This window comes from Sorangium sp. So ce1036 (assembly GCF_051369805.1).
Lineage (GTDB): Bacteria > Myxococcota_A > Polyangia > Polyangiales > Polyangiaceae > Sorangium > Sorangium cellulosum_F.
Genome location: NZ_JBBMOX010000001.1, coordinates 1,531,311 through 1,555,358 on the forward strand (window position 1 = coordinate 1,531,311; position 24,048 = coordinate 1,555,358).

At 71.7% G+C, this 24,048-nt stretch carries 9 protein-coding genes; 4 read left to right on the plus strand and 5 right to left on the minus strand.

Features of this window, described 5'->3' with window-relative positions; translation table 11 throughout:
- Positions 1 to 536: 536 nt before the first annotated feature.
- Positions 537 to 12,128 (minus strand): hypothetical protein, encoded by an 11,592-nt coding sequence (locus WMF31_RS05670; protein ID WP_436600950.1) that lies wholly within the window; start codon positions 12,126 to 12,128, stop codon positions 537 to 539.
- Positions 12,129 to 13,755: 1,627 nt separating this feature from the next.
- Here WMF31_RS05670 and WMF31_RS05675 point away from each other — a divergent pair.
- The 3 genes from WMF31_RS05675 to WMF31_RS05685 all read left to right on the plus strand — a co-directional run bounded on the left by WMF31_RS05675 (position 13,756) and on the right by WMF31_RS05685 (position 17,404).
- Positions 13,756 to 14,028 carry a hypothetical protein gene (locus tag WMF31_RS05675; protein ID WP_436600951.1) on the plus strand — a complete coding sequence of 91 codons (273 nt, stop codon included), beginning with the start codon at positions 13,756 to 13,758 and terminating at the stop codon, positions 14,026 to 14,028.
- A gap of 238 nt (positions 14,029 to 14,266) precedes the next feature.
- Positions 14,267 to 15,370 (plus strand): DUF4419 domain-containing protein, encoded by a 1,104-nt coding sequence (locus tag WMF31_RS05680; RefSeq protein ID WP_436600952.1) that lies wholly within the window; start codon positions 14,267 to 14,269, stop codon positions 15,368 to 15,370.
- A gap of 255 nt (positions 15,371 to 15,625) precedes the next feature.
- Positions 15,626 to 17,404, plus strand: coding sequence for an MYXO-CTERM sorting domain-containing protein (locus tag WMF31_RS05685; RefSeq protein WP_436600953.1), 1,779 nt, complete (start codon positions 15,626 to 15,628; stop codon positions 17,402 to 17,404).
- Between the two features lie 18 nt (positions 17,405 to 17,422).
- Here the strand turns inward: WMF31_RS05685 and WMF31_RS05690 are convergent, their stop codons facing one another.
- Complete coding sequence (locus tag WMF31_RS05690) at positions 17,423 to 17,977, minus strand: hypothetical protein (RefSeq protein WP_436600954.1); 555 nt, start codon at positions 17,975 to 17,977, stop codon at positions 17,423 to 17,425.
- Between the two features lie 382 nt (positions 17,978 to 18,359).
- Here WMF31_RS05690 and WMF31_RS05695 point away from each other — a divergent pair, with 382 nt between their 5' ends.
- Positions 18,360 to 20,405: a hybrid sensor histidine kinase/response regulator gene (locus WMF31_RS05695; protein ID WP_436600955.1), complete on the plus strand. Its 2,046-nt coding sequence runs from the start codon at positions 18,360 to 18,362 to the stop codon at positions 20,403 to 20,405.
- Between the two features lie 123 nt (positions 20,406 to 20,528).
- On the opposite strand, the gene argF is transcribed toward WMF31_RS05695, so the two are convergent.
- The 3 genes from argF to WMF31_RS05710 form a co-directional block, all read right to left on the minus strand.
- Positions 20,529 to 21,464: an ornithine carbamoyltransferase gene (gene argF, locus WMF31_RS05700; protein WP_436600956.1), complete on the minus strand. Its 936-nt coding sequence runs from the start codon at positions 21,462 to 21,464 to the stop codon at positions 20,529 to 20,531.
- Between the two features lie 174 nt (positions 21,465 to 21,638).
- Positions 21,639 to 22,658 (minus strand): RNA 3'-terminal phosphate cyclase, encoded by a 1,020-nt coding sequence (gene rtcA, locus WMF31_RS05705; protein WP_436600957.1) that lies wholly within the window; start codon positions 22,656 to 22,658, stop codon positions 21,639 to 21,641.
- 66 nt (positions 22,659 to 22,724) lie between these two features.
- Entirely contained in the window at positions 22,725 to 23,951 is a 1,227-nt protein-coding gene (locus tag WMF31_RS05710; RefSeq protein WP_436600958.1) for an RtcB family protein, read from the minus strand.
- Positions 23,952 to 24,048 lie beyond the last annotated feature (97 nt).

Genomic DNA, 24,048 nt, shown 5'->3' on the forward strand with positions numbered 1-24,048 from the left:
GTGAATGGATGTCCAGGTACGGTCGCGGAAGGTGTCCTCGGCGGGAGGAAAAGGGTCGCTCATGACCAAAATTGCGCGCGGCGGTCCGGGTCCGTTCGTGAAACGCACCGCCCGGTGGAGGGGACGGAGGCGCTCGTGCGCGCCGCCCGCGGTCGCCGGCCTGGCCGAGCTGCCCTCCTGGGACCGGAACCGGCTGCGGCCGGGCAGCCGAGCTGCCCTCCTGGGATCGGAACCGGCTGCGGCCGGGCAGCCGGGCTGCCCCCCCTGGGACCGGAACCGGTTGCGACCGGGCAGCCGAGCTGCCCTCCTGGGACCGGAACCGGTTGAGAACGGGCAGCCGAGCTGCCCTCCTGGGACCGGAACCGGCTGCGACCGGGCAGCCGAGCTGCCTTCCTGGGACCGGAACCGGCTGCGACCGGGCAGCCGAGCTGCCCTCCTGGGACCGGAACCGGCTGCGACCGGGCAGCCGAGCTACCCTCCTGGGACCGGAACCGGTTGAGACCGGGTAGCCGAGCTGCCCACCCCAGACCGGGCGCTCAGCAGCACTCGATCATCTCGCCGAGCCGGCGAATGACCGCCTCGTCGGCACCGAGCGACCTGAGCAGGTCGCTCATGAGCTTCACGGCCTCCTTCTTGTGCGCGTCTGTCGTGGGGCGCGTCCAGCCGCGGCCCCGCTCGTTCAGCGCGCTGACCAGCGCCTCGACCGCGCTCTGCCCGCCCGGCGCGTCGCGCTCCTGCGGGGCGTCGCTGGCGGCGCCCTGGGTGGCGTCGCTGGCGACCCCCTGGATGGCGTCGCTGGCCGGGGCATGGAGAGCGCCTTCCATGGCCCGGCTCGCCTCGGTCGCCTCATCGAGCCTCGGGGTGTACGAGGCGAGGAGGTCCGCCCGGCTCGCGTCGGTCGCCTCGTCGAGCCTCGGGTTGTACGAGGCCAGGAGGTCCGCGCGGTCGGACGCCCTCGTGGCCTGCGCCGGTCCGCGCGCGCCCGAGCGAGCCGACTTGCGGGAGCCCTTGACGAACGCGGTAACGAGGTGCGCCTTGTTGTCGGGCCCCACCCGCACCACGACCTTGGTCGACCCCTTCCACAGCACGACGTCCGTCGCGCCGCTCTGATCCGTGCTCCGCTCGACCACGGTCGCCTCGCGGATGGCCTCGCGCGCGGCATCCAGATAACGCCTCACGCCGTCCGCCGACGCCGCGCTCGTGTCCTGTCCGTCCGGCGGCGCGAGCTCGGCGCTGTGCTTCATCGCGTGGTAAGCGGCGCTGCTGGCCGACTCGAAGCCCAGCCTCTCGGCCGCTCCCCGGAGGCCCGCCTCCAGATCTCCGTCCGGATCGAGCGTGACGTGCGCCACGGCGCCGGCGTCCTCCACGCCCTTCAGCGCCGCCTCCCACTGCGCGTCCATGTCGACGCCTTGCAGGTTGTCCTGCATCGACGCCACGTAGAACTCGAAGCGCTCGACGAACTCGTTGGCCGTCCTGGCGTGCTCGAGCGCATACTCGGCCGCCGGGCGGCGCAGCGCCTCGGGCGGCTCGCCGCTCACCAGGTCGTAGAGCCGCAGCAGCGCGTCGTGCCTCATCGTGCCCCCCTCGCCGAAGCGCGGGTCCGAGGCGGGGTGCTCGATCCCGCTGCCGATGAGGAACGGCACGACCTGATCGAGCTGTGGCTTGAAGCGGAGCCGCTGCTGGCCGCGGTGCGAGCCGGACAGGTCGAGGGTCGCCTGATCATGAGGCGACCAGGGCATCCCGTCCGACAGGTTCTTCACCAGCATGAGCAGCTTGCCGAGCTGCCCCGCGGCGTGGAGCTCGCGCAGCCGCTCCGGGTGCAGCTTCACCTGCCCGCCCAGGTCCAGCAGGCCATCTCTGGACTCGCGGAGCTCGATCCCCGCGTCGCGGACGCGCTCGCGGGCCGCCTGGAGGAAGTCGCCCGCCTCGTCGAGCCCCTCCTCGAACCGCCACGGCTGCGGCCCGCGGTACACGCCGCCCTCGATGCGCGGGAAGCCCGGCTGGCCCGTGTCCGAGAAGCCGTTCCTCTTCTTGTCCCACCTGAGGGCGCCGCCACGGCCGCTGCGCCACCGGTACACGTGGTAGTGCGGCGCCGCGTGGCCTGGGCGGTTGTGGTCGCTCAGGTCCACGTCGATGATGACGCGCTCCGCCTCTTGCCCTTCGCGCAGCGGCGGCGCCTCGGCGCGGACGCGATACTGATAGATCCGCCCGGTGCCGGTGTCGATCTTCATCTCCGGCGCCGGATAGTCCGCGTCTTCGCCCTCGGGGGTGTCGCGCCAGCGCGGCACGACGTCGCGCTCGAACGCGGCGCTCCGGTCGTCGAAGACGCCGGCCACATCGTCGGGGACGAGCTCGCGGATGGCCTCGGGGGGGAAGCCGAGGTTCCGCATCAGCTCGATGGCCTCCTTCGGCGAGCTCACGCCGGTCCTGTGCCAGAAGAGCGATTTGTCGGCGAGCGGCGTGGGGCGCCGCCTCATCGACTCGAAGAGAGCCACCGCGTGCTTGCGCAGCGTATCGAGGATCGGCTGCTCGATCTCGTAGCCGCGCCGGTAGAACTTGAACGCGCGGCCGAGCTCCCACGGCGCGCGGCCGAGCTGGTCGAGGATCGCCTGATGCCGCTGCCCGATGGGCGCGTCCGGGCCAGGATCATGGACGAAGCGCAGCCTTCCGACGAGCTGATCTTCGATGCCGCCGCCGAGCGGGTCGAAGACGTGGCCGTCCTGGTTCACGTAGAGCGCGTTCATGCGGAAGTCGCGCTTTCGCGCGTCCGCCAGGAGGTCGAGCGGGGCGATCGGGCTCGCGTCGTCGCCGGCGCTGATGTCCACCACGCCGGTCCCGTCCCCGACCTGGAGGAGGTTTTGCTCGGGGACGATGTTCTTGATGAAGGGGCTGAACCCCGGATCGTCGCGCAGCGCCTGCTCGAGCCGCGACAGCGGCATGTTGGTCTTCAGGTCGACGTCCTTGGGCTCGTTGCCCATCAGGGCGTCGCGCACCGCGCCGCCGACGATGTACGCGTCGAAGCCGAAGCTCTTGATCAGCTCGAAGAGATCGTTGACCCGGCGGGTCGCGCCGACGGGCGTGTCGAGGAGCGCCGCGCCGGTGGGCTCGCTCGGCTCGGGCGCCGCGCGCTCGGTCGCGGGGGGCGCCTGCGGCTCCCGGAACGGGATGGCGTGCGCCTTGAACTCGCGGCCTCGGAGCGCCGGGCGGAAATAGGGCGCGCCGCCGGTCTTCGCTCGCACGAAGTCGGTGAACTCGGTCCGGCCGCGCTCCGTGGCGTGGATGCCGGCGAAGCCCAGGAGGGGGGTCAGGATGCCATGATCGCTGGTGGCGAAGTGGGGCACCGCGGGCGCGCCGTCCTCGATGGCGCGGTCGGAGAAGAAGGCGTCTGCGACCATGCTGCGGTCGGCGCTGCCCTTCCTCTCGCCGACGGACGCCCTCGCGAGATCCTCGAACCCCCGGTCGTAATCGCGCTTGCGGTCGCGCACCTCGGGGTCGAGCCGGATCCCGCGCCAGGGGATCTCTCGCCCGCCGGAGGTGGTGAACGTGCTCCCGACGATGTCGCCGTACTGGAACAGCTCTCCGACGCCGATGTTGGCGAGGCGCAGGTCCTCGATGTCGTGGTCGCGGATCAGCGCCTCGAGCCGATCGCGGATCTCCTGCTTGGCCGGCGGCAGCTCGGCACGGGGCTCGAGGAGCGCGTCGACGAGGTTCGAGTCGACCACCAGCGACCTCGAGGTGAGCGGCGGCGAGAGCGCCGGGGCGGCGGCCATGCGCTCGGCGTGGCGCGTGAGGTGCTCGATGATCGCGCGGATGTTGCCGACCTTGCCCTTGTCCATGGCGCGCGCGAGCATGCCGGCGAAGGCGCGCTTGCCGATGGTGCGGCTCAGCACCTCGACCTCGCCGCGGGTGATCCAGCGCCCCTTCCGGCCGCGCTTCAGGACCTCGCGCGGCGGCGCTTCGTCGCGCGGCGGCGGCGGCGGGTTGCGCAGCGCCGAGAGGTCCATGCCCTGGAGCGACTCGAGGGCTCCGATCGCCTGGGCGAGGTCGAAGGCGCGCTCGCGCTCCGCGCCCTCGTACGGGCCGAGCACGATCCCGAGCTCGCGCTTCAGGCGCTCGCCCGCGAGGGTGCCTTTCACGCTCTCGCCCGTGCGGGAGGCCTCGAGCCCCCTGAGCGCCTTGAGCAGCACCGCCGTGAACGGCACCGAGCGATCGGTCGCGTCTGCCAGGATGTCGTCGAGCGCGTCGCGCACCGCCGGCTTCCCGAGGTTGCCGAGCAGCGCGGCCTCCAGGTCCGCATAGTACGGCACATCCCAGAGCCAGTCCGGGATGGCCCGCTCGTCCGCGCTGGTGCGCGCGCGCCGTGCGCTCGTGGACTGGGATGCCGTGGGCTGGGTGATCAGATCATCGAAGTCGTCGCCCCAGTCGCCGAACGGGTCCTCGAGCTCCTCCTCCTCCTCGTCCGCGGAAGAGTCGACATCGCTGCTCGCGTCGCTCGCCGCAAACCCGCCCTGATCGGCCTGCCCGAGCGTGTCGTTGATGCGCGCGACGTCATACCCGTCGGGGGCGCGGGGGAGCATGACGCTCGCGTTCGCGCCGAGCGCCGCGCGGAAGAAGCCGGCGACCGAGTTCGCGGAGAGCAGCAGGTCGCCCTGCGCCGCGGCGACGCCGGGCCTGCGGGCCTCGTCGGTCTGCTGCTCGAGCTCCGCGAGGGCCTTCGGCCCGAGCAGCTCGATGAAGCCGCGGGCGAGCAGGTGGTCGAGGAGGTGGCGATCCAGGTCCTTTCGGTCGCTGCCTTGCTTCAGGCTGTCGCCCTTGGCCTTCGCGGTCCTGAGGCCGTTGACGAGCGGCCGTGTGGGTGCCGGGTCGAGCGCCTGCGGGACCTCTCCTGTCATCACGCGCCGGATGAGGTCGAGGCCGTGGCTGAGCGCCCCCTCCTTGCCCGGGCCCCTCTGTCCGAAGGCGTCGGCCCCCGGGGCGCTCGCGAACCGGCCGAGCTGCTTGCCCGTGAAGAGCGCGGTGACCAGGTGCGCGGTGGTGGCGAGGTCGTTCTTCAGCGTCGGATGAAGGATGCTGTGGAGCCCGCAGTTGGCGAAGGCCGACTGCGACAGCGAGGCGGGATCGTGGAGGAGCTCGCGCAGCCGGTCGACGACCGAGGGGTGCACGTTCTGCCGCTGGAGCAGCTCGGTCAGGAGCCGGGTGGCGTCGCTCCTGTCCTGCGCGGTCGCCGGCCGCGACCACGTGCGGCTCCGCTCCTCGATATCGCGGATCAGATCCTCGAGGGGCTTTCCCTGGCCCTCTGCGCTCGGGCCGACCTGGGCAGCTCCGTCGGTGGTGAGGGAGGTCGGGGCGGGGCCCTCGCCGCTCGCGGTGGGGGCGGCGGTCTCCGGCGCGGTGGCCCACAGGACGCTGTCCTCCGCGGGCGGCGCGGGAGGCGCCTTTGCGGCCTTGACGAGCTCCGTGAAGGCGAGCGCCACCTGATCCTTGGCCCTGGACCGCTCCTTGAGCGCGGCGAAGTACTGGCTCAACGCCGAGTCCGGCTTCTGCGTGTCGTTGATGTACCGCCCGATGAGCCGGTCGGGATCCTTCTCCCGGAGCTTGTCGGTGATGGTCTTCTTGTTGATCTCGTAGAGCCGCGCGAGCTCTTGCCGTGTGTAAGGCTTGAGGTTCGTCCTCGGGTCGTCCAGCCGCTCGCCCGTCACCAGATCGCCGTTGACCTTCTTGATCCTGATCTCGACGTCCCGCTCGCCCTTCCTGGGGGACTTCAGCTTGACGGGCGGACTGAACTCCCGGATCGCCCTGAAGATCTCGATTCGATCGCTGTCGTTGTAGTTCAAGAGCCAGTTCCGGAGGCCGTTGCGCCCCTGGAGCTGCTCTCCGATGAGCTCGGCGCGCCTCGCCACGCGGTCCGCGTTGGGCACGCCGTCGAGCTCATCCGACCTCGGGAACTTGTTGCTGATCTCGCTCGCGACATGGAAATACGGCTTGTTCTGCCGCTCCTTGTCCATGCCGTTGACGCTCTCGAAGCCGTTGGGGAGGGATGTCCTGGAGCGGAGGTGCTCGAAGACGGGCATCGGGAGGCGGCCCGGCGAGAACTCGACCACGAGCACCTGGTGGGGCTCGACGCCGGCGATGATCTCCGCGGCCCTCGGATCCTCGACGTTGACCACGCGCGCGCGCGGGCGTCCGTCCTTGAAGAGCCGCTCCTTCAGGTGATCCACGAGCTCTTCCCAGCCATCCATGCCGACGGCGTCGCCCCGGTCGACGAGGAGCCGGAGACCCCCCTCCCAGTCGCCGCTCAGCATCTTCTTGAGCGTCTCGATCTCGCCCGGGTCCGCCCAGCCCGCGGCCCCGATGATCGCGCCCTTGTCCTTGAGGTCGGTCCCCGCGCTCGCGTCATCCTGGGCGTACAGGACGCCCGTGACGAGGTTGAACAGCTCGAAGACGGGCGCCTTGGAGTTGTCCTCCATGGCCGTGCCGAGCCCGTAGACGACCATGGTGTGCGCGTCCCTCGTGTCGGTCTGATCGAGGAACGCGAGGACGCCGGCCTCCTTGGCCTCGGTGCCGCTCTTCGCGAGCTCGTCCTTGATCATCGCCCCGGGGTCGTCCGGGGGCGTCGTGTCGTAGATGTAGCCCAGCCTGGAGAGGGCCTCGACCTCGTGGAACCGCTCGTTGCCCTCGCTGTCCCTGTAGGTGATCCCCCGCCTTCCGCTCTCGCGGTTCCAGTTCAGGGGCTGGAGCTGCGCGAAGACGTCGACGCCGAGCTTCGTCAGGAGGTCCTTCGGCTTCTCGTGGTTGTCCATGGCGCCGGTGAGCCCGTACTTCGCCGGCCTCCGGTCGCGCTCGGCCTCGAACGTCTCGAGGCCCATGACGTTGACCTTGAGCCCGAGCGTCTCGAGGCGCTGGATCGGGGGGCCATCCGCCTTGAAGCCCGGCAGGAGGCTCTCGAGCTTCTTCGGGTTCGATCCGTACTTCTTCCTGTCGGCCTCTGTCCCGGGGTCCGTGTCGTCGTAGACCACGTCGAACTCGCCGGAGAAGCCGAGCTTGACGAGCCTCGACATGAGCTGCACCGAGCTGCCCTGATGGCCGTTGCCCTGCGCCCGGGGCACGAAGATCCTGAGCCTCTCCTGCTGCTTCAGCTCCTCCATCGCCTCGGCGTGGGCCGCGGGATCCGTGGCGCCCTCGGTCGCGCCGCGGCCCGCGTCCGCGGCGCCGGTGGGGCCGGCCTCGGGCGCGGCAGCGAACAGCTCGCCCTCGCCCGCCGTGGGGGCGGCGTCCTCGGGCGCGACGGCCGAGGGCGACCCCGCGGCCGGAGGCGGCGCCGGCGGGTGCCAGCGGCCGGTGAAGATGCTCGGGAAATACTCCCCCAGCCTGTCCTTCTGCACCACGAACGGGAAGGCCTTCCCGTACGTCGAGATGGGGACGACATAGGCCTCCTCGCCCTCGGGGGTCGTGGTCGTCTCGATGGGACCGGCGATCCTGACCTGGTGCAGCCCTGGGCTCTTGAACGAGCTGGCCGGCTCCTTCCACGCGCCGATGCCCTGAGGCGCGCCGAGGTGATCGGAGCCGGGCGCGTACTTCTTCGCTTCGGCGTTCACCGGCGCGGCGAGGACGAAGCCGTGGACGAAGGGCCCTCGGCCCTCGTCGTCGAACAGCGCGTTGATCGCGTCGATGTCGTACCCGCCGCGCGGCGAGGACAGGATGTCGACGTCGGCCGCCCCGAGGACGTCCTTGAGGATGCTGCCGTAGGCGACGTCGTTCATCGGGAAGTCGCCGCGCTTCAGGCGCGCGCCGCTGGCGTCGAGCTGCCCTCTCGCCTGGGCGAAGTCCTCGTCGAAGGCCCTCTCGACCTCCTTGATCCAGGCGTCGTACGCGTCCTTCGACCGCGTCTTCCAGAGCTTCGGCAGGGCCCGGGCGAGCAGGAAATCGAGGCGCTTGTCGCCGTAGTCCTTGCCCGTCCGCGCGGACATGCTGTCGATCTGCTTGAGCCTGCCCCCGAGCAAGACGTTGCGCTTCGGGTCCTTCCCCCGGGCCACCTCGTCCTGGCCGGGCGTGACGCGGAGGGTCCCGCCCGACTCCAGCGGAAAGGGCGTCGACGCGAACAGCGACCTGAAGACGTCGATGGCCTTCATGGGGTTGTTGTGCAGGGCCGCCTCGGCGATGGCCGCGAGCCCGCAGATGGCGAAGTCCTGCTGCTGGAGCCGCCCGGGGTGCTCGAGCAGCTCCTTGGCCCTGGCCTTGAATCCAGGAGGCATGCTGTCGATATCGTCCACCAGCGACTTCAGGTAGCTGGTCGGATCCGTGTCGCCGGTCGCCTGCGCACGCTGGATATACTCCTCGAGGGCGCTCCCCCGCAGGCCGCGCTCCATCCCCCTGTCGGTCAGCCCGGCCCGCGACAGGTCCTGCGCCGCCGGCGACGGCCCGAGGCCTTGCGCCCCGTCCTCGGCCGTCGCGGTCTGGTCGGCGGCGGCGCCGGCTGCCTCCGAGGGGGCCGGGGCCTCGCGGGGCGCGGAGGGGTCGCCGCCCCCGGACAGCTCTTCCTCGCCCTCTCCGGTGGAGGCAGCGGCCTCCGGTGCGGTCGCCATGCCGTCGCCCTCGACGGGCGGCGGGGGAGGAGCCTTCTCGACCTTGACGAGCTCCGTGAAGGCGAGCTTCACCTGATCCTTGGCCCTGGACCGCTCCTTGAGCGCCTCGAAATACCTGCTCAGCGCCGAGTCGGGCTTCTGCGCCTCGTTGATGTACCGCCCGATGATCCGGTCGGGATCGTCCTGCCGCAGCCTGGGCTTGATGAGGTCATCTTTGTTGTCATCATAAAGCTTCTGGAGCTCGGCCGGTGTATAGGCTTTGTCGCGGGGCCTGGTGTCGTACTTGCCCTTGACCTTGGGTTCTCCTGTGCCGATGACCCCGCCGCTGCCGAGCTTGATCGTGACCTTGCGGCCCTCCTTTCTGGGGGATTTCAGCTCGAGGGGCGGATCCAGGCGCGATACCGCCTCGAAGATGCCGTCCCGGTCGTTGTCGCTGTAGTTTCGTTTCCAGGGATCGACGCCTTTGCGGCCCTGGAGCATCTCGCCGACGCGCACGGCCTCCTTCGCGATGTCATCCGCTCCGGGCACGCCGTCGAGCTTGTCCGACCCCGGGAACCTGTTGCTGACCTCGCTCGCGACATGGAAATAGGGCTTGTTCTGCCGCTCCTTGTCCATGCCGTTGACGCTCTCGAAGCCGTTGGGCAGGGACGTCCTGGAGCGGAGGTGCTCGAAGACGGGCATGGGGAGGCGGCCCGGCGAGAACTCGACCACGAGCACCTGGCCGGGCCCGACGTTCTTGATGCTCTCGGCCGCGCCCGGCTCCTCGACGTTGATCACGCGCACGCGCGGGGTCTCGCCGTCGAAGAGCTTGCTCCTCAGGCGCTCGATGAGCTCCTCGTAGTCGCCCCGCCAGGTGCTGTCTTCGCTGTCGACGAGGAGCCGGAGGCCGCCCTCCCATTCGCCGTCGAGCATCTTCTTGAGCGTGGCGATCTCGTCCTGGTTCGTCCAGCCAGCCGCCCCGAGGATCGCGCCCTTGTCCTTGAGGTCGGTCCCTGCGTCCTTGTCATCCTGGGCGTGGAGGACCCCCGTGATGAGGTTGAACAGCTCGAGGACGGGCGCTCGCGGCCCGGTCGCCGTGCCGAGCCCGTAGACGACCATGGTGTGCGCGTCTCTCGTGTCGGTCTGCTCGAGGAATGCGAGGACGCCGGCCTCCTTGGCCTCGGTGCCGCTCTTCGCGAGCTCGTCCTTGATCATCGCCCTCGGGTCGGCCGGGGGCGTCGTGTCGTAGATGTAGCCCAGGTCGGAGAGGGCCAGGGCCTCGTGGAACCGCTCGTTGCCCTCGCTGTCCCTGTAGGTGATCCCCCGCCTGCCGCTCTCGCGGTTCCAGTCCATGGGCTGGAGCTGCGCGAAGAGGTCGACGCCGAGCTTGGTCAGGATGTCCTTCGGCTTGTGGTGGTTGTCCACGGCGCCGGTGAGCCCGTACTTCGCTGGCTTCCGGTCGGACCGGGCCCCGAACGTCTCGAGGCCCATGACGTTGACCTTGAGCCCGAGCGTCTCGAGGCGCTGGACCGGGGGGCCATCCGCCTTGAAGCCCGGCAGGAGGCTCTCGAGCTTCTTCGGGTTCGAGCCGTACTCCTTCCTGTCTTCTTCTGTCCTGGGCTCCGTGTCATCGTAGATCACGTCGAACTCGCCCGAGAAGCCGAGCTGGGCGAGCCTGGTCATGAGCTGCACCGAGCTGCCCTGATGGCCGTTGCCGCGCGCCCGGGGGATGAAGATCCTGAGCGTCTCCTGCCGCTTCAGCGCCTCCATCGCCTCGGCCTGGACCCTGGTGTCCGCCGTGGAGTCCTCGATCGCGTCTCCGGCGGGATCGGTCTCGGGCGCGGTGGCGAAGAGCCCGCCCTTCGGGGCCGTGGAGTCGGCGCTCGCGGGAGCGGCAGCCAGGGGCGGCGCTGGAGCCTGCTGGGGCTGGCTCCCCGTCACGTTGCCCGCGGGCGCCGGCGTCGCGCCGGGCGCATCGCCGGGCGGCGCTGGAGCCTGCTGGGGCTGGTTCCCCGTCACGTTGCCCGCGGGCGCCGGCGTCGTGCCGGGCGCATCGCCGGGCGGATCGCGGGGGTCGTCGTCCCGCGGATCGTGGTCGGGCCCGCCCGTCCGCTCCTCGGAGGCGCGCGCCCCGGCATCCCGGGGGGCGTCCTGCGGAATCTCGCGCGGGCCGACGAGCTTGCCGATCGCCTCTTTGGGATTGTCCTTCAGGTCCTGTTCGAACCTGTCCGCGCGGTCCTTGAGGGGGCTCTCCCAGTCGTCCCCGAGCTTGTTCAGGTCGACGGTGCGCGCGTTCTTGATCCGCTCGTCGCCGATCTTGTCCTGCTTGAGGCCGCCGACGCTGGAGACGGGGTTGGCGGTCTTCTCGGTGGAGCGCCAGTTGTGGATGTAGCCGACGGTGCTCGGCGCGTGAGGCCCGGTGGTCTCGATGCCGATCTGGAGCGCTCCCGGCCTGTCCTTCTTCGGCGGCCGGTAGCCGATGAAGATGTGGCCGTGCGCGCCGTCGGGCAGGATGACATCGCCGTTGAAGTCCCTCTGGCCGATCCCGCCGATGGCGAGGTTCATGCCGTGGAGCCTGGTGTCGTCCAGCTTGGACTTGATCGCGGCGACGTGCCCGCCCTCTTCCTTGAACTTCTTCTTGCCGAGCGCGATGTGGTGCGTCCCGAAGGCGCGCTTGAACACGCCGGTCGTCGGGTTGCCGTCCTCGTCGGTGATGCCGAGGAGGTCGGGCAGCGCGTGCGGCGGGCTGCCCGCGGGGATCTGGATGTTGACGCGGCCGCCGTGCGACAGGAGCTTCGCCACGGGCACGTCGCGGAGCGGGACGTGACGTCCTTCGCTGGCGTCGTAGATCTCGGCGCCTTCCTGGAGCAGGTGGAAGATGTTCTTGAGCACCTCGGTCGCCTGCAGGTGCCTGTCGCGGACCTCGTCCGTCGAGAGCTTCCTGTCCGGATCGGTCGGGTCCGCCACGGCGCCCTGCTCGATCGCCGTGATGGCGTCGTCGTTGAGATCGGTGTGCTCGAGCGTCTTCGCCCACTCTGCGGTGATGTTCTGATCGATCTCGTTCTTGAGCGCCTCTCTCCTCGCCGGGTCGGGGGTGTGCCGCGCCTCCATCGAGAGGGCGATCGCCTCCGGGGGAGTGCCCTTGAACCGCTGTCCACCCTGGCCGCTGTTCCTCTGTCGCGCGACGTAGCTCGCGAGGACGACCTTGCTCGCCTTGTGGAGCTGGTGGAAGCCGCGGAACCTCTCGGGGTTGTCGCGCTCGTCGTCCGACAGGTACTTCTCGACCTGGTCGTGCGTGAGCATGCCCGAGGCGTTGAGCCAGCGCTGCCCCTCGGGGGTCGTGGAGAGCTGCTCGAAGGCGCTCCACTCGTCGTCGCTGAACAGGCGTCCCTTGGGGAATCGCCTTCCGATCTCCTGCTTCGCCTTCGCAGGATCGCTGGGAAAGCCGCCGCTGTTCAGCACGTCGGCGATCGTGGGGGCACCTCGCTTGGCCTGGTTGCGCTGTCCCCTGCGGGTGTCGGTCCGGAAGCTGGACTCCTTGACGGCCTTGTCCGCGATCCACGTCACCTGGCCGCGCGGGCTGGGGGTCGTCGTGGTGGTCGACGAGCCCCCTGGCTGCGGCGCTGGGCGCTCGGGCCCGGGTGGCGGGGAGTCGCGCCCGGCGGTCTTCGTCTGGGGGGTTGAGGATCCGGCGGGCGCGCCCTGCGGGGTCGCAGCGGGCTTTTCCGACGGCGAGCTCTGCGCATCGGTCTTTGCGCTGCTCTGGCCCGTCGTGGTCGAGGTCTGGGTCGACGCGCCGTTCTTCGCGGCGGCCTTGTCGGATGCCTCGCTGGCTTTCGGCGCAGCGGGCTGGGCCTGCGGAGCATCGACCGGAGAAGTGGGCGGCTTCGGCGCAGCGGGCTGGGCCTGCGGAGCATCGACCGGAGATGAGGGCGCTTTCGGCGCAGCGGGCTGTGCCTGCGGAGCATCGGCCGGAGAAGTGGGCGGCTTCGGCGCAGCGGGCTGGGCCCGCGGGACATCGACCGGAGATGAGGGCGCTTTTGGCGCAGCGGGCTGGGCCCGCGGAGCATCGACCGGAGAAGTTGGCGGCTTCGGCGCAGCGGGCTGGGCCCGCGGGACATCGACCGGAGATGAGGGCGCTTTTGGCGCAGCGGGCTGGGCCCGCGGAGCATCGACCGGAGAAGTTGGCGGCTTCGGCGCAGCGGGCTGGGCCCGCGGGACATCGACCGGAGATGAGGGCGCTTTTGGCGCAGCGGGCTGGGCCCGCGGAGCCTCGACCGGAGAAGTTGGCGCTTTCGGCGCAGCAGGCTGGGCCCGCGGAGCCTCGACCGGAGAAGTTGGCGCTTTCGGCGCAGCGGGCTGGGCCCGCGGAGCCTCGACCGGAGAAGTTGGCGCTTTTGGCGCAGCGGGCTGGGCCTGCGGAACATCGACCGGAGATGAGGGCGCTTTCGGCGCAGCGGGCTGGGGCCGCGGGACATCGACCGGAGATGAGGGCGGCTTCGGCGCAGCGGGCTGGGCCCGCGGGACATCGACCGGAGATGAGGGCGCTTTCGGCGCAGCGGGCTGGGGCCGCGGGACATCGACCGGAGATGAGGGCGCTTTGGGCGCAGCGGGCTGGGCCCGAGGGACATCGACCGGAGATGAGGGCGCTTTGGGCGCAGCGGGCTGGGCCTGCGGAGCATCGACCGGAGAGGTGGGCGCTTTGGGCGCAGCGGGCTGGGCCTGCGGAGCATCGACCGGAGAGGTGGGCGCTTTGGGCGCAGCGGGCTGGGCCTGCGGAGCATCGACCGGAGAGGTGGGCGCTTTGGGCGCTGCAGGCTGGGCCCGCGGAACATCGACCGGAGAGGTGGGCGCTTTCGGCGCGGCGGGCTGGGCCCGCGGAACATCGACCGGAGAAGTGGGCGCTTTCGGCGCGGCGGGCTGGGCCCGCGGAACATCGACCGGAGAAGTACGCGCTTTCGGCGCGGCGGGCTGGGCCCGCGGGACATCGACCGGAGACGCAGGCGCACTCGGCGCGGCGGGCTGGGCCCGCGGAACATCGACCGGAGACGCAGGCGCTTTCGGCGCGGCGGGCTGGGCCCGCGGAACATCGACCGGGGGTGTAGGCGCCCTCGGCGCAGTGGGCTGAGGGCGCGGAACATCGACCGGAGACGCAGGCGCCCTCGGCGATGCGTGTGGCGAAGCGGAAGCGCTTGTGGGCGCTTGCCCCGTGCTGGACCCAGGATTGCCGGCCGACGTGCTCCCGGACGTGTTCCCCGCCGTCGTGCTCGGCGTGGACGTCGCGCCGGGGGAGCTCGCCGTGTCGACCGTCTTCCGCGTGACGGGATCCCAGCTCGAGGCGGCGCTCGGCTTCGGGGTCGGGCTCGGGGCCGCGGCCTGGTTCAAGGTGCCCGGTGCGGCCGCGCCGCTGGTCGGGCTGCTGGTGCCGGACGACGGATGCGCGAAGTTGCCCGCGCTCTTCACCTGAGCTCGCAGCGATGAACGAGCGCCTGCGGACGGCGACGGCGAACGACTGCTCGAAGACCTGCGCATGACCCATGTTTGCCCCGAAATGCACGCGGCGCCAAGCGCCTCCACCCGCGCGCGCCGGCGAGGGATTCCGTTCCATCCACCCGGGCCGAGTTGTTCCGAGCGGCGCCCCCGTGTTACGACAGGACAGCAGTGAAGCGTGAGGCCGTCGCGCCGGGCAACGAGGACAGGGAACCATGAGCATTACAACCATCGCCGTCGCCGAGGTCGAGCCTTCGACGACGCCGCTGCCCGCGTTCGACGAGGCCGAGGCGGTGCAGAGCCTGCTCGTCTCGCCGATCGAGGCCGCCTATCGCCACCGGCTGCCGCTCGTCGGGCGCACGGACGTGCACCCCCTCGTCCAGGCGGCGACCATGGCCTTCACCCAGCGCTATCCGCTCGTGCTCTCGCCCGATGTGATCTGGCTTTGCCTGGCGCGGGGGCTCGCGCTCCACATCGCCGCGCACGAGGAGCAGCGGCGTCAGGTCCTCCAGGAAGATGGGGAGTTCGCGCTGACGCTCGATCGGCCGGATTTCACCCTCGGTCAGGTGAACCCGTGGCCCGCCTCGTTCCAGGAGCTCTCCGCCCAGATCGCCGCGCGGGTCGGCACGCTGGCCGAGCACGTGACCGCCCGCTTCTCGACCACGGGGCCGGTCGAGCAGGTGGCCTCGGCGCTCACCGTGACGACCCCGTTCGCGCCGCACTTCGCGTGGACGCCGCCCTTCCCGGCCGACATGGTGTTCGCGAGCCGCGGCATCCCGCGCATCTATCTGCTCGGCACGCCCGAGGATTGGCGCTCCGTACGAGCCCGCGCGGAAGCATTCGACTCGTTCGGCGCCGAGCGCTGGACCGGCGCGCTCCTGCCCGTGCTCGACCAGATCGCCGCCGCCGCGGAGGGGCATCAGGACCCCGCGTTCTGGCGCTCCTTCTTCCGGTACGAGAACGCCGCGGACGAGCTCACGGGCTGGATTCACGTGCTCTTCCCTTACCTGCGCGCCTTCCCTGCGGACCACTTCATCCCGAGCCCGTATATCGACGGCTGGCTCGAGCGGTGGCAGGCGGCGGAGGCCCTGCGCAGCCCGCTCGCGGCGGTGGCCCGGCCGGAGGGGCCGGGGTTCGCGCAGCTCCCGCCGGGGCTGACGAGCGCGCCGCTGCGGTTCATCGACGCGCACCGCCGGGAGCATTCGATGGAGTTCATCAGCGGCCTCATCGGCGTCACGCAGGACCCGTACTCGCTCGCGCTCATCCCGGAGTTCGTCTGGGCCGTCCTGCGCCAGGAGCCCGCCGCCACGGCCGAGTAGGATCCCGCGGGCCTGCCCCGCCGGGGATCGCGATCGCCGCTCGACCGTGGCCGGTGGAGGGGCACGCCGGCGCCGAGCGCGCGGAAGTCAAGCGACACGTCCCGTCAGAACGAACGGCACGCGTCCGGCTGACGGATCGCGTCAAAGCGCAATACGCGCAGCGGCATGAGAGCAACTGCACTGCACAATTACGGCGGTGCGGAGCTATGGAATCTTATACACCCCGAGCTCTCCAGGAGGTGTAGAGTGTCGGACATGCCGCACACGCCTTGCTTCATCACACCTCACCGTCGCGCGGTCAGAGCCGCGCTCTCGTTGGTCCTCTCGCTCGCTCCGCTCGCGGGGGCCCTGCCCGCGCGCGCTGCGGTGGAGCAGCTGGACGGCACGACGCTGCCCCAGCCGGTCCCCGAGAACGAGGTTGGCCTCGTGACGGGCCGGGGGTTCCCGGCCTATGCCGTCACGCTCGAGGGGCTCTTCGACGAGCGGGGGGAGGACATCGATCCCGTGGCCGACGCGGGCACGGAGCCGGGCGTCTTCTCGCCGCTCTGCGGGTTCACCGGAGAGCTCGTGCTGCGCGGGGGCGGGTGCAAGGTCGCGTTCGGCTGGTACAACGCGACCGCGAGCGGCGTGCGCCCGCCGGACAACGAGATCTATGAGCTCATCCCCGATGACCCGAGCGAGGCGTTCGACTGTCGGGACCAGGACTTCTGCCCGCTGGCCACGATGGAGAACGAGACCCAGCCGGGGCAGCACACCTGGACGCCGAGGCAGTTCTCGGCGGCGGACATCCGCAGCGATCCGCGGTACGAGGGCGGCCTGGTCGGCTTCGCGCTGATCGGCAAGATGGGCACCTACTGCACCCAGACGAAGTTCTCGCAGCGCGAGCTGAACACCGTCTGCACGGGCTGCACGCCGCGCGAGCCGTGGGTGACCACGCTGATCTACCCGTCGACCGCGACGCCCGACGCGTTCTATGTCGCCTTCGAGGATCTGCCCGTGACCGAGACGGACTGGCGCGGGTCGCAGGGCGGATACCAGAACGACGGCGACTTCAACGACTTCGTCTACTTCATCACGGGGGTGACCTGTCAGGGCGGCGGCCAGGTCTGTGACACCGGCCTGAAGGGGGCCTGCGCCGTGGGGAGGACGGGCTGCGCGATCGACGGCGAGACCGAGTGCCTCAACGTCCTGGAGCCCGGCGAGCAGCGCGAGCGCTGCGACAACATCGACAACGATTGCGACGGCGAGGTGGACAACGGCGAAGGGCTCTGCGAGGACGGGCTCGTGTGCAACCGCGGGAGCTGCGTGCCCGTGTGCGGGCGCGGCGAGTTCATCTGCGACGACGGCCTCGTCTGCGACGAGGGCAAGTGCGTCGAGACGGCCTGCGCGGGCGTCGTGTGCGAGGGCGGCCAGGTCTGCGTCGGCGGCGCCTGCGTGGGCGGGTGCGACGGCGTCGTCTGCCCCGCGAACCAGGAATGCCAGCTCGGGCGCTGCGTCGACCTCTGCGCCGCCGTCGAGTGCGGCGAGGGCAACGTCTGCGAGCGCGGCGTCTGCCAGTCGCACTGCGGGTGCCGCGCCTGCCCCGACGGGACGGTGTGCACGGAGAGCGGCCGCTGCGTCGACGCCGGCTGCGAGGACAAGAGCTGCCCGGAAGGGCAGTACTGCAAGGCCGGGAGCTGCGTCGACGCGTGCGCGGGCGTCGTCTGCCCCGGCAACGCCGCCTGCATCAACGGGCGCTGCGGCGAGCCCGTGTTCATCGGCACGGGCGCGACGACCGCGAGCGGGGGGCCGGACGAAGGGGGCCTGATCCTGGACGATCCCGGGATGCTCACCACCGGCTCGGGGGACAGCAGCGGCAGCGGCAGCGGTAACGGCGGCGGCAGCAACGGGGGCAGCCCGGTGGACAAGCCCGACTCCTCGTGCGCGTGCCGCGCGGGCGCGACCTCCGAGAGCTCGCCGGCCCGCCTCGGCGCGCTCGGCCTCGGGCTCCTCCTGCTCGCCCGCCGCAGGCGCCGCGCCCGGGCCGGCGCGTAACCCTCCCACCTCGCCCCGTCACCTCTGCGCCGCCATCGCGGCCATCACGCCCAGCACGACCGCTGCCACGAACCACGCGAGGCGCGCGAGGGGCGCCTCGCGCGCCGTGTGGCCGGCGGGGAGCGGGAACACGACGGAGCGCACCCGGCGGGTGTCCGCGTCGACCAGGAGGACCCCGTCGACGTCGAACGCGAGGCGGTACTCGAGCAGCTGCCGCCGCGTCGCGGGCGTGTCGATGCGCGGCGCGAGCCGGCCGGTCTTCACCTCCGCGACGTACCGCCTGTCGCCGTGCGACACGACGTAGTCGGCGCGGAGGCCGACGGTGACGGGCTCGCCGTCGATCTGGACACCGTACGACACCGCGACCTGCCGGCCGAGGATGGTGTAGCCGAGCTCGCAGAGCAGCGCCTCGGCGCGGGCCTCTCCCGCGGCGCCCTGCTGCCGGAAGCGATCGAGCCGGCGCCGCTGCCGGGCGCGCTGCCACGCGAGGCGGAGCGTCTGGACGAGCCCGAAGGAGAGCGCCACGCCGGCCGCGGCCAGGAGCACCTCGGGCGGTATGTCGCGGAGCTCCACGCAGCGCGTGCTTGCGCAGAAATCCGGAGACCGGGCCAACTTTCCTGCGTCCGGCCGGCGCGCTGCCCGTCCGCGCATCGCGCCGGCCGTCCGCGCGTCGCGCTGCCCGCTGCGCGCTGGCGGCGCGCAACCAGGGTGGTCGGCAGGTCCGCGCGCGCTTATACCAGGGGTTCACCTGGCACCCTGCGTACCCCGACCTCGGTGCGCTCCGAAGGGACCGTGCTCCAGCGGGTGCCTGCCCGGTGCGACCGGGGTTGTTTGCTCCAATGTCTCGATTCTCGAGCCGAGGCTGGCCGGGCGCGCTCCCAGCGCACGCCGGAAGGCGGCCCCGGGCCCTCGGCCCCGGGCGGGCGCGAGGGCGCGGGAACCGGCCGAGGACGCCGTGAACAAGGTCAATCGAGAGCAGCCGTCGTGCATGGCGCGCGTGGCGGGCATGGATGAGGTCGACGTCCAGCGCGAGCGCTATCGACTCCTCGCGCGCGCCATCAAGGATGCGATCTGGGACTGGGACCTCCGGACGGACCAGGTCGAGCGCAACCCGACGTTTTACGAGGTGTTCCGCTACGCGCCCGAGCAGGTCGAGCCTGCCGGCTCCTGGTGGACGGACCGGATTCACCCCGAGGATCGCGACCGCGTGGCGCGCGGCATCGACGAGGTCGTCCGCGGCGAGGGCGACTGCTGGTCGGATCATTACCGCGTCTACCGGGGCGACGGCTCCCTCGCCCGCGTGTTCGACCGCGCCTACGTGCTCCGCGACGCGAGCGGCACGGCGATCCGCGTGGTCGGCTCGCTGGTCGATCTGACCGAGCGCTTCCAGATGGAGAGCGCGCTCCGGGACCGGGAGGACCGGCTCCGGCTCGCCACGTGGGCGGCGGACGTGGGCACGTGGCGCATCGACCTGGAGACGTGGTCCGACACGAGGGACGCGAGCCTGAACCGCATCCTCGGCCTGGAGGAGATCGAGACCACCCAGGACGTCAGCGACTGGATGAGCCGCGTCCACCCGGAAGACCGCGACGCCGTGATCGACATGCACCGGCGATGCGTCAACGAGCGGTGCGTGTACGACATCATCCATCGCATCGTCCGCCCGGACGGGTCGATCCGGTGGGTGCATGATCGCGGGCGCATCATCTGCGATCCGCAGGGCGCCGCGCTGTTCTTGACGGGCGCCGTCGTCGACATCACCGGGCTGAAGCAGCTCGAGGAGGAGCGCACGGAGCTGCTCCGCCGCGAGCAGCGGGCGCTCGCCCAGTCCGAGGGGGACCGCCTCCGGGCCGAGGAGGCGAACCGCATCAAGGACGAGTTCCTCGCGATCGTCTCGCACGAGCTGCGGACGCCGCTCACCGCGATCCTGGGCTGGGCGCGGCTGATCAAGGAGCGGAAGCTCGACCCGGAGCGCATCCAGCAGGGCATGGCGGCGATCGAGCGGAGCGCCCGGGCGCAGGCGCAGATCGTCGACGACATCCTCATGGTCTCGCGGATCATCACGGGCAAGGTGCGGCTCAGCACGCACCCCGTGGACGTCGCGGCCGCGATCGCCGCCGCGGTCGACACCATCACGCCCACGGCGAGCGCGAAGGACATCGAGCTCTGCGTCGAGCTCGACGAGGATCTCGGCCGGGTGAGCGGCGACCGGGATCGCCTCCAGCAGGTCCTGTGGAACCTGCTCTCGAACGCGGTGAAGTTCACCCCGAAGCGGGGCCGCGTCACGGTCCGGGCGAGGCGCGCCGGCGCCCAGGTCTCGATCTCGGTCACGGACACCGGCAAGGGCATCGATCGCTCGTTCTTGCCCTATGTGTTCGACCGGTTTCGCCAGGGCGACTCCTCGCCTTCGAGGGCGCACGGCGGGCTCGGCCTGGGGCTATCGATCGTCCGTCACCTGGTCGAGCTGCACGGCGGCACGGTGGAAGCGGAGAGCGAGGGCGCGGGGCGCGGGGCGACGTTCACGGTGACGCTCCCCCTCAGGGCCGGGTCCTGGCAGGCCCCCGCGACCTCGCCGCCCGGGGGCGCGGGCCATGCGCGCGATGACGTCGCGTCGACCTCGCTGAGCGGTCTGCACATCCTCCTGGTCGAGGACGAGCCGGACGCCCGCGAGCTCATCGCGTTCGTGCTCGAGCAGGCTGGCGCGCGGGTCACCACGGCGGCCCAGGTGAGCGAGGCCCTGCGCGTGCTTTCGCAGGAGCGCCCGGACGTCCTGGTCAGCGACATCGGGATGCCGGAAGAGAGCGGCTACACGCTCATCGAGCGGGTGCGCGCCGCGGTCCGGGACGAGATCCGGAGGATCCCCGCGGTCGCCCTGACCGCCTACGCCCGCGTCGAGGATCGACGGCGGGCGCTCTCCGCCGGGTTTCAGCGGCACGTCGCGAAGCCCATCGATCCTTCCGACCTCATCGGGGTGATCGCGGGGCTCGCCGGGCGAGCGTGAGCCGGCGGGGCGCCCCCCGGGACCGGTGCGCTCCTGCGCAGAGCGCCCGGGCGCGGCGGCGCCGGACGGTCGTGATCGACATCGCGGTACAGAGCCGAGCTTGCCTGGGAGGGAGCCTCGCGATCAGGCGAGCTCGACGCCGAGCAGCCAGAGCAGCAGCGCCTTCTGCACGTGCAGCCGGTTCTCGGCCTGGTCCCACACCCGTGAGCGCGGCCCTTCCAGCGTCTCGTCGTCGATCTCCTCGCCCCGGTGCGCCGGCAGGCAGTGGAGCACGATCGCGTGCGGCGCCGCCTTCTCGAGCACCCCCGCGTTCACCGTCCACCCCGCGAACGCGGCGCGGCGCCGCTCCGCCTCGCCCTCGTGGTTCATGCTCGCCCACACGTCGGTGTTCACCACGTCCGCGCCCGCCGCGCCCTCGCGCGGATCGCTCGCGAGGGTCACGTGCCCTGTCGCCCGCGCCCGCGCGATCTCGTCCTCCGGCGGCATGTACCCCTCCGGCCCGGCGAGCACGAGGTGGAAATCGAAGAGCTGCGCCGCCTCGAGCCACGAGCGCCCCATGTTGCTCGCGCAGTCGCCGATGAACGCGATGCGCCGGCCGGCGATGCCGCTCCGGTCGCCGCTCGCCGCGAGCGCCTCCTCGATCGTGAAGACGTCGGTGAGCACCTGCACCGGGTGGCCGTCGTCCGAGAGCGCGTTGATCACGGGCACGCTCGCCTCCGCCATCTCGAGCAGCCGCGCGGTCGTGGACGTGCGGAACGCGATCGCGTCGCAGTACCGGGCGAGCACGCGCGCCGTGTCCCGGATCGGCTCGCCGCGCGCGAGCTGGCTGCCCTGGGTGCTGAGCACCACCGGATGCGCGCCGAGCTGCGCGATCCCCACCTCGAACGACACCCGCGTGCGCGTGCTCGCCTTCTCCAGGACGACCGCGATGGAGCGGCCGGCGAGCAGCGTTGTGCGCCGCCCCTTCGGCTCCTCCTTCAGGCGAGCGGCGAGCCGGAGCACGCGGTGCGCCTCGGCCAGGGTCATGTCGGTGATCTTGAGGTAATCGCGCTTCGCCATCGTCTCGCCTTCCGCGTCGGGCCTGTCCGGATGCGCGCCGCGCGCCGCGGTCGTGACAGCGCCGCGAGGATCGCGCGCGCCGCGCGCACGCCGTGATGTGGCACGACCGGGACGCCGGCGTCAATCCGCCCAGGGCCCGCCGCGCGGCGCGAGATCGAGCGCCGCCGCCGCCCGTCAGCGCCCGATCTCGACGTGCCACGCGCGCTCGGAGATCTGCTCGACCGAGGCGCGGATCCCGAGCAGCTCGCCGAGCAGGCGCAGGTGGGTCGTCGTGTGCGACGACGGCCGCACCGTCCGGATGGCGCCGCGCCCCGCGAGCGCGATCGGCAAGAGCAGCTGATCGGCGAGGTGCTCGCCCACCGGGACGCCGGCCTCGAGGTAGTCGCGCGCCTCCTCGGCGGCCTTCCGGGCGACCGACTCGGCGCGCACGCCCTTCACGCCGAACCCGGTGAACACCTCGGTCACGCGCTCGCTCTCCACGACGATCGTGAGCACGTTGCCCGGCCCGTGGCCTCCGGAGAGCACCCTCGGCGCGAAGCACGCGGGCGCCCAGCCGAGCACCGCCGCCGCCGCGTCGATCTCGCGCGTCGCGACGGAGCCCGGGAGGTTCGAGACCGTCGCGACGGCCCTCTGGCTCACGATCTCGCCGCGCGAGAGCAGCTCGAGCGGCGCGAGCGCCGGCGCCGGCGTGACCGTGACCCGGACGCGCCCGCCGCCGGCCGGGTAGAAGCCCGGCGAGACGAGCGTGGCCCGGACGTCCGGCCCCATCCGCCGCACGAGCGGCAGGTACGCGAGGTCCAGGAAGTCGAACGGCGGCGCCATGGGGTTGTGCGTGCCGCCCTCCAGCGTGAGCGTCGACGGCGCGCCCGCGCGGAGCAGCGCGGGCAGGACGGTCTGGAGCACGAGCGTCGTGCTCCCCGCGCTGCCGACCCGGAAGGCGTGCTCGCCCGGCGCGATCGCCGTCGGCCGGAACTCGAGCTCCTGCGATCCGAGCGCCGCGCCCGTCACCTCGGCGCGGCCGACCTGGGCCGCGGCCTGCACCGCGGTGAGGTGCTGCCGCAGGAGCCCCGGGCGCGCGCGGCCCTTGCGGATCGAGGTGATCCGGACGGGCGTCTGCGTGATCAGCGAGAGGCCGAGCGTCGTGCGGAGGATCTGGCCCCCTCCCTCGCCGAAGGATCCATCGATGGTCAGCATGGCAGTCGGCTCTCCCTGGTTGAGCGACACCGCCCGATGAGCGATACCACGGCGTCGGGCCCCGGCTCACCCCTTCACGCAGACGACCTGCCGCAGGGTGTGGACGATCTCCACGAGATCCCGCTGCGCCCGCATCACGTCGTCGATCGGCTTGTAGGCCGCCGGGGTCTCGTCGATCACGTCCCGGTCCTTGCGGCACTCGACGCCGGCCGTGGCCGCCGCGTGGTCCGCGACGGTGAAGCGGCGGCGGGCCTCGTTGCGCGACATCACGCGGCCGGCGCCGTGGCTCGCGCTGCAGAAGCTCTCCGGGTTGCCGAGCCCGCGGACGATGAACGACCGCGCGCCCATGCTGCCCGGGATGATCCCGAGATCCCCGGCCCGCGCGCGCACGGCGCCCTTGCGCGTCACGAGGACGTTCTTCCCGTAGTGGTGCTCCCGCGCCACGTAGTTGTGGTGGCAATTCACGGCCTCGAGCGTCGCCTCGAAGGCGGGCAGCTCGCCCGAGCCGCGGAGCGCCCGGACGACCTGCGCCATCATGAGCTCCCGGTTCAGCGCCGCGAAGTCCTGCGCCCAGGACACCGCCTGCATGTAATCGTGGAAGTGCTTCGTCCCGTCCGGCAGGTACGCGAGGTCCTCGTCGGGCAGGCGCACGAAGAACCGCCGCATCTCCTGCTTCGCGAGCTCGATGAAATAGCTCCCGATCCGGTTCCCGACCCCGCGCGACCCGCTGTGCAGCATGATCCAGACGCGGTCTTCCTCGTCCAGGCACAGCTCGATGAAATGGTTTCCGGTCCCGAGCGTGCCGAGGTGCTCGATCGAGGCGCCGCGCCCGACGCGCGGGTGCTTCTCGACGATCTCCTTGAACCGCGGCTCGAGCCGGCCCCACGCCTCGACCTGGGCCGGCGGCGGCGAGCGCCACGCGCCGCGGTCGTTCTTCCCGCCGTTGTCGGTGCGGCCGTGCGGCACCGCGGCCTCGATGGCGACCCGCAGCCCGCGCAGCGCGTCGGGCAGGTGCGACGCGGACAGGCTCGTGCGCGCCGCCATCATCCCGCAGCCGAGGTCGACCCCGACCGCCGCCGGGATCACCGCGCCGTCGGTCGCGACGACGCTCCCGACCGTCGCGCCGATGCCCTGGTGCGCGTCGGGCATCACGGCGACCCACCGGTGGATGAACGGCAGCGAGGCGACGTTCCTGAGCTGCGCCTCCGCGCCGGCGTCGAACGGCACGCCGACCGTCCACGCCTTGATGGGCACGCCCGCGTCGGTGGGGATCACGTTGTAGCTTCGCTCCATGATGGCATCTCCAGGCAGAGGGGTTTGCGCCCGCGGGCCGGCGCGCCGCGCGACACGGCACCGCATCGCACGGCGCGTGCCACCCGGGGCGCGCCGG

Coding starts and splice junctions, on each gene's coding strand:
- argF (WP_436600956.1), bottom strand. CDS start 21,464: ATGGCGAAGCGCGATTACCTCAAGATCACCGACATGACCCTGGCCGAG.
- WMF31_RS05680 (WP_436600952.1), top strand. CDS start 14,267: ATGAGCATTACAACCATCGCCGTCGCCGAGGTCGAGCCTTCGACGACG.
- WMF31_RS05685 (WP_436600953.1), top strand. CDS start 15,626: ATGCCGCACACGCCTTGCTTCATCACACCTCACCGTCGCGCGGTCAGA.
- rtcA (WP_436600957.1), bottom strand. CDS start 22,658: ATGCTGACCATCGATGGATCCTTCGGCGAGGGAGGGGGCCAGATCCTC.
- WMF31_RS05710 (WP_436600958.1), bottom strand. CDS start 23,951: ATGGAGCGAAGCTACAACGTGATCCCCACCGACGCGGGCGTGCCCATC.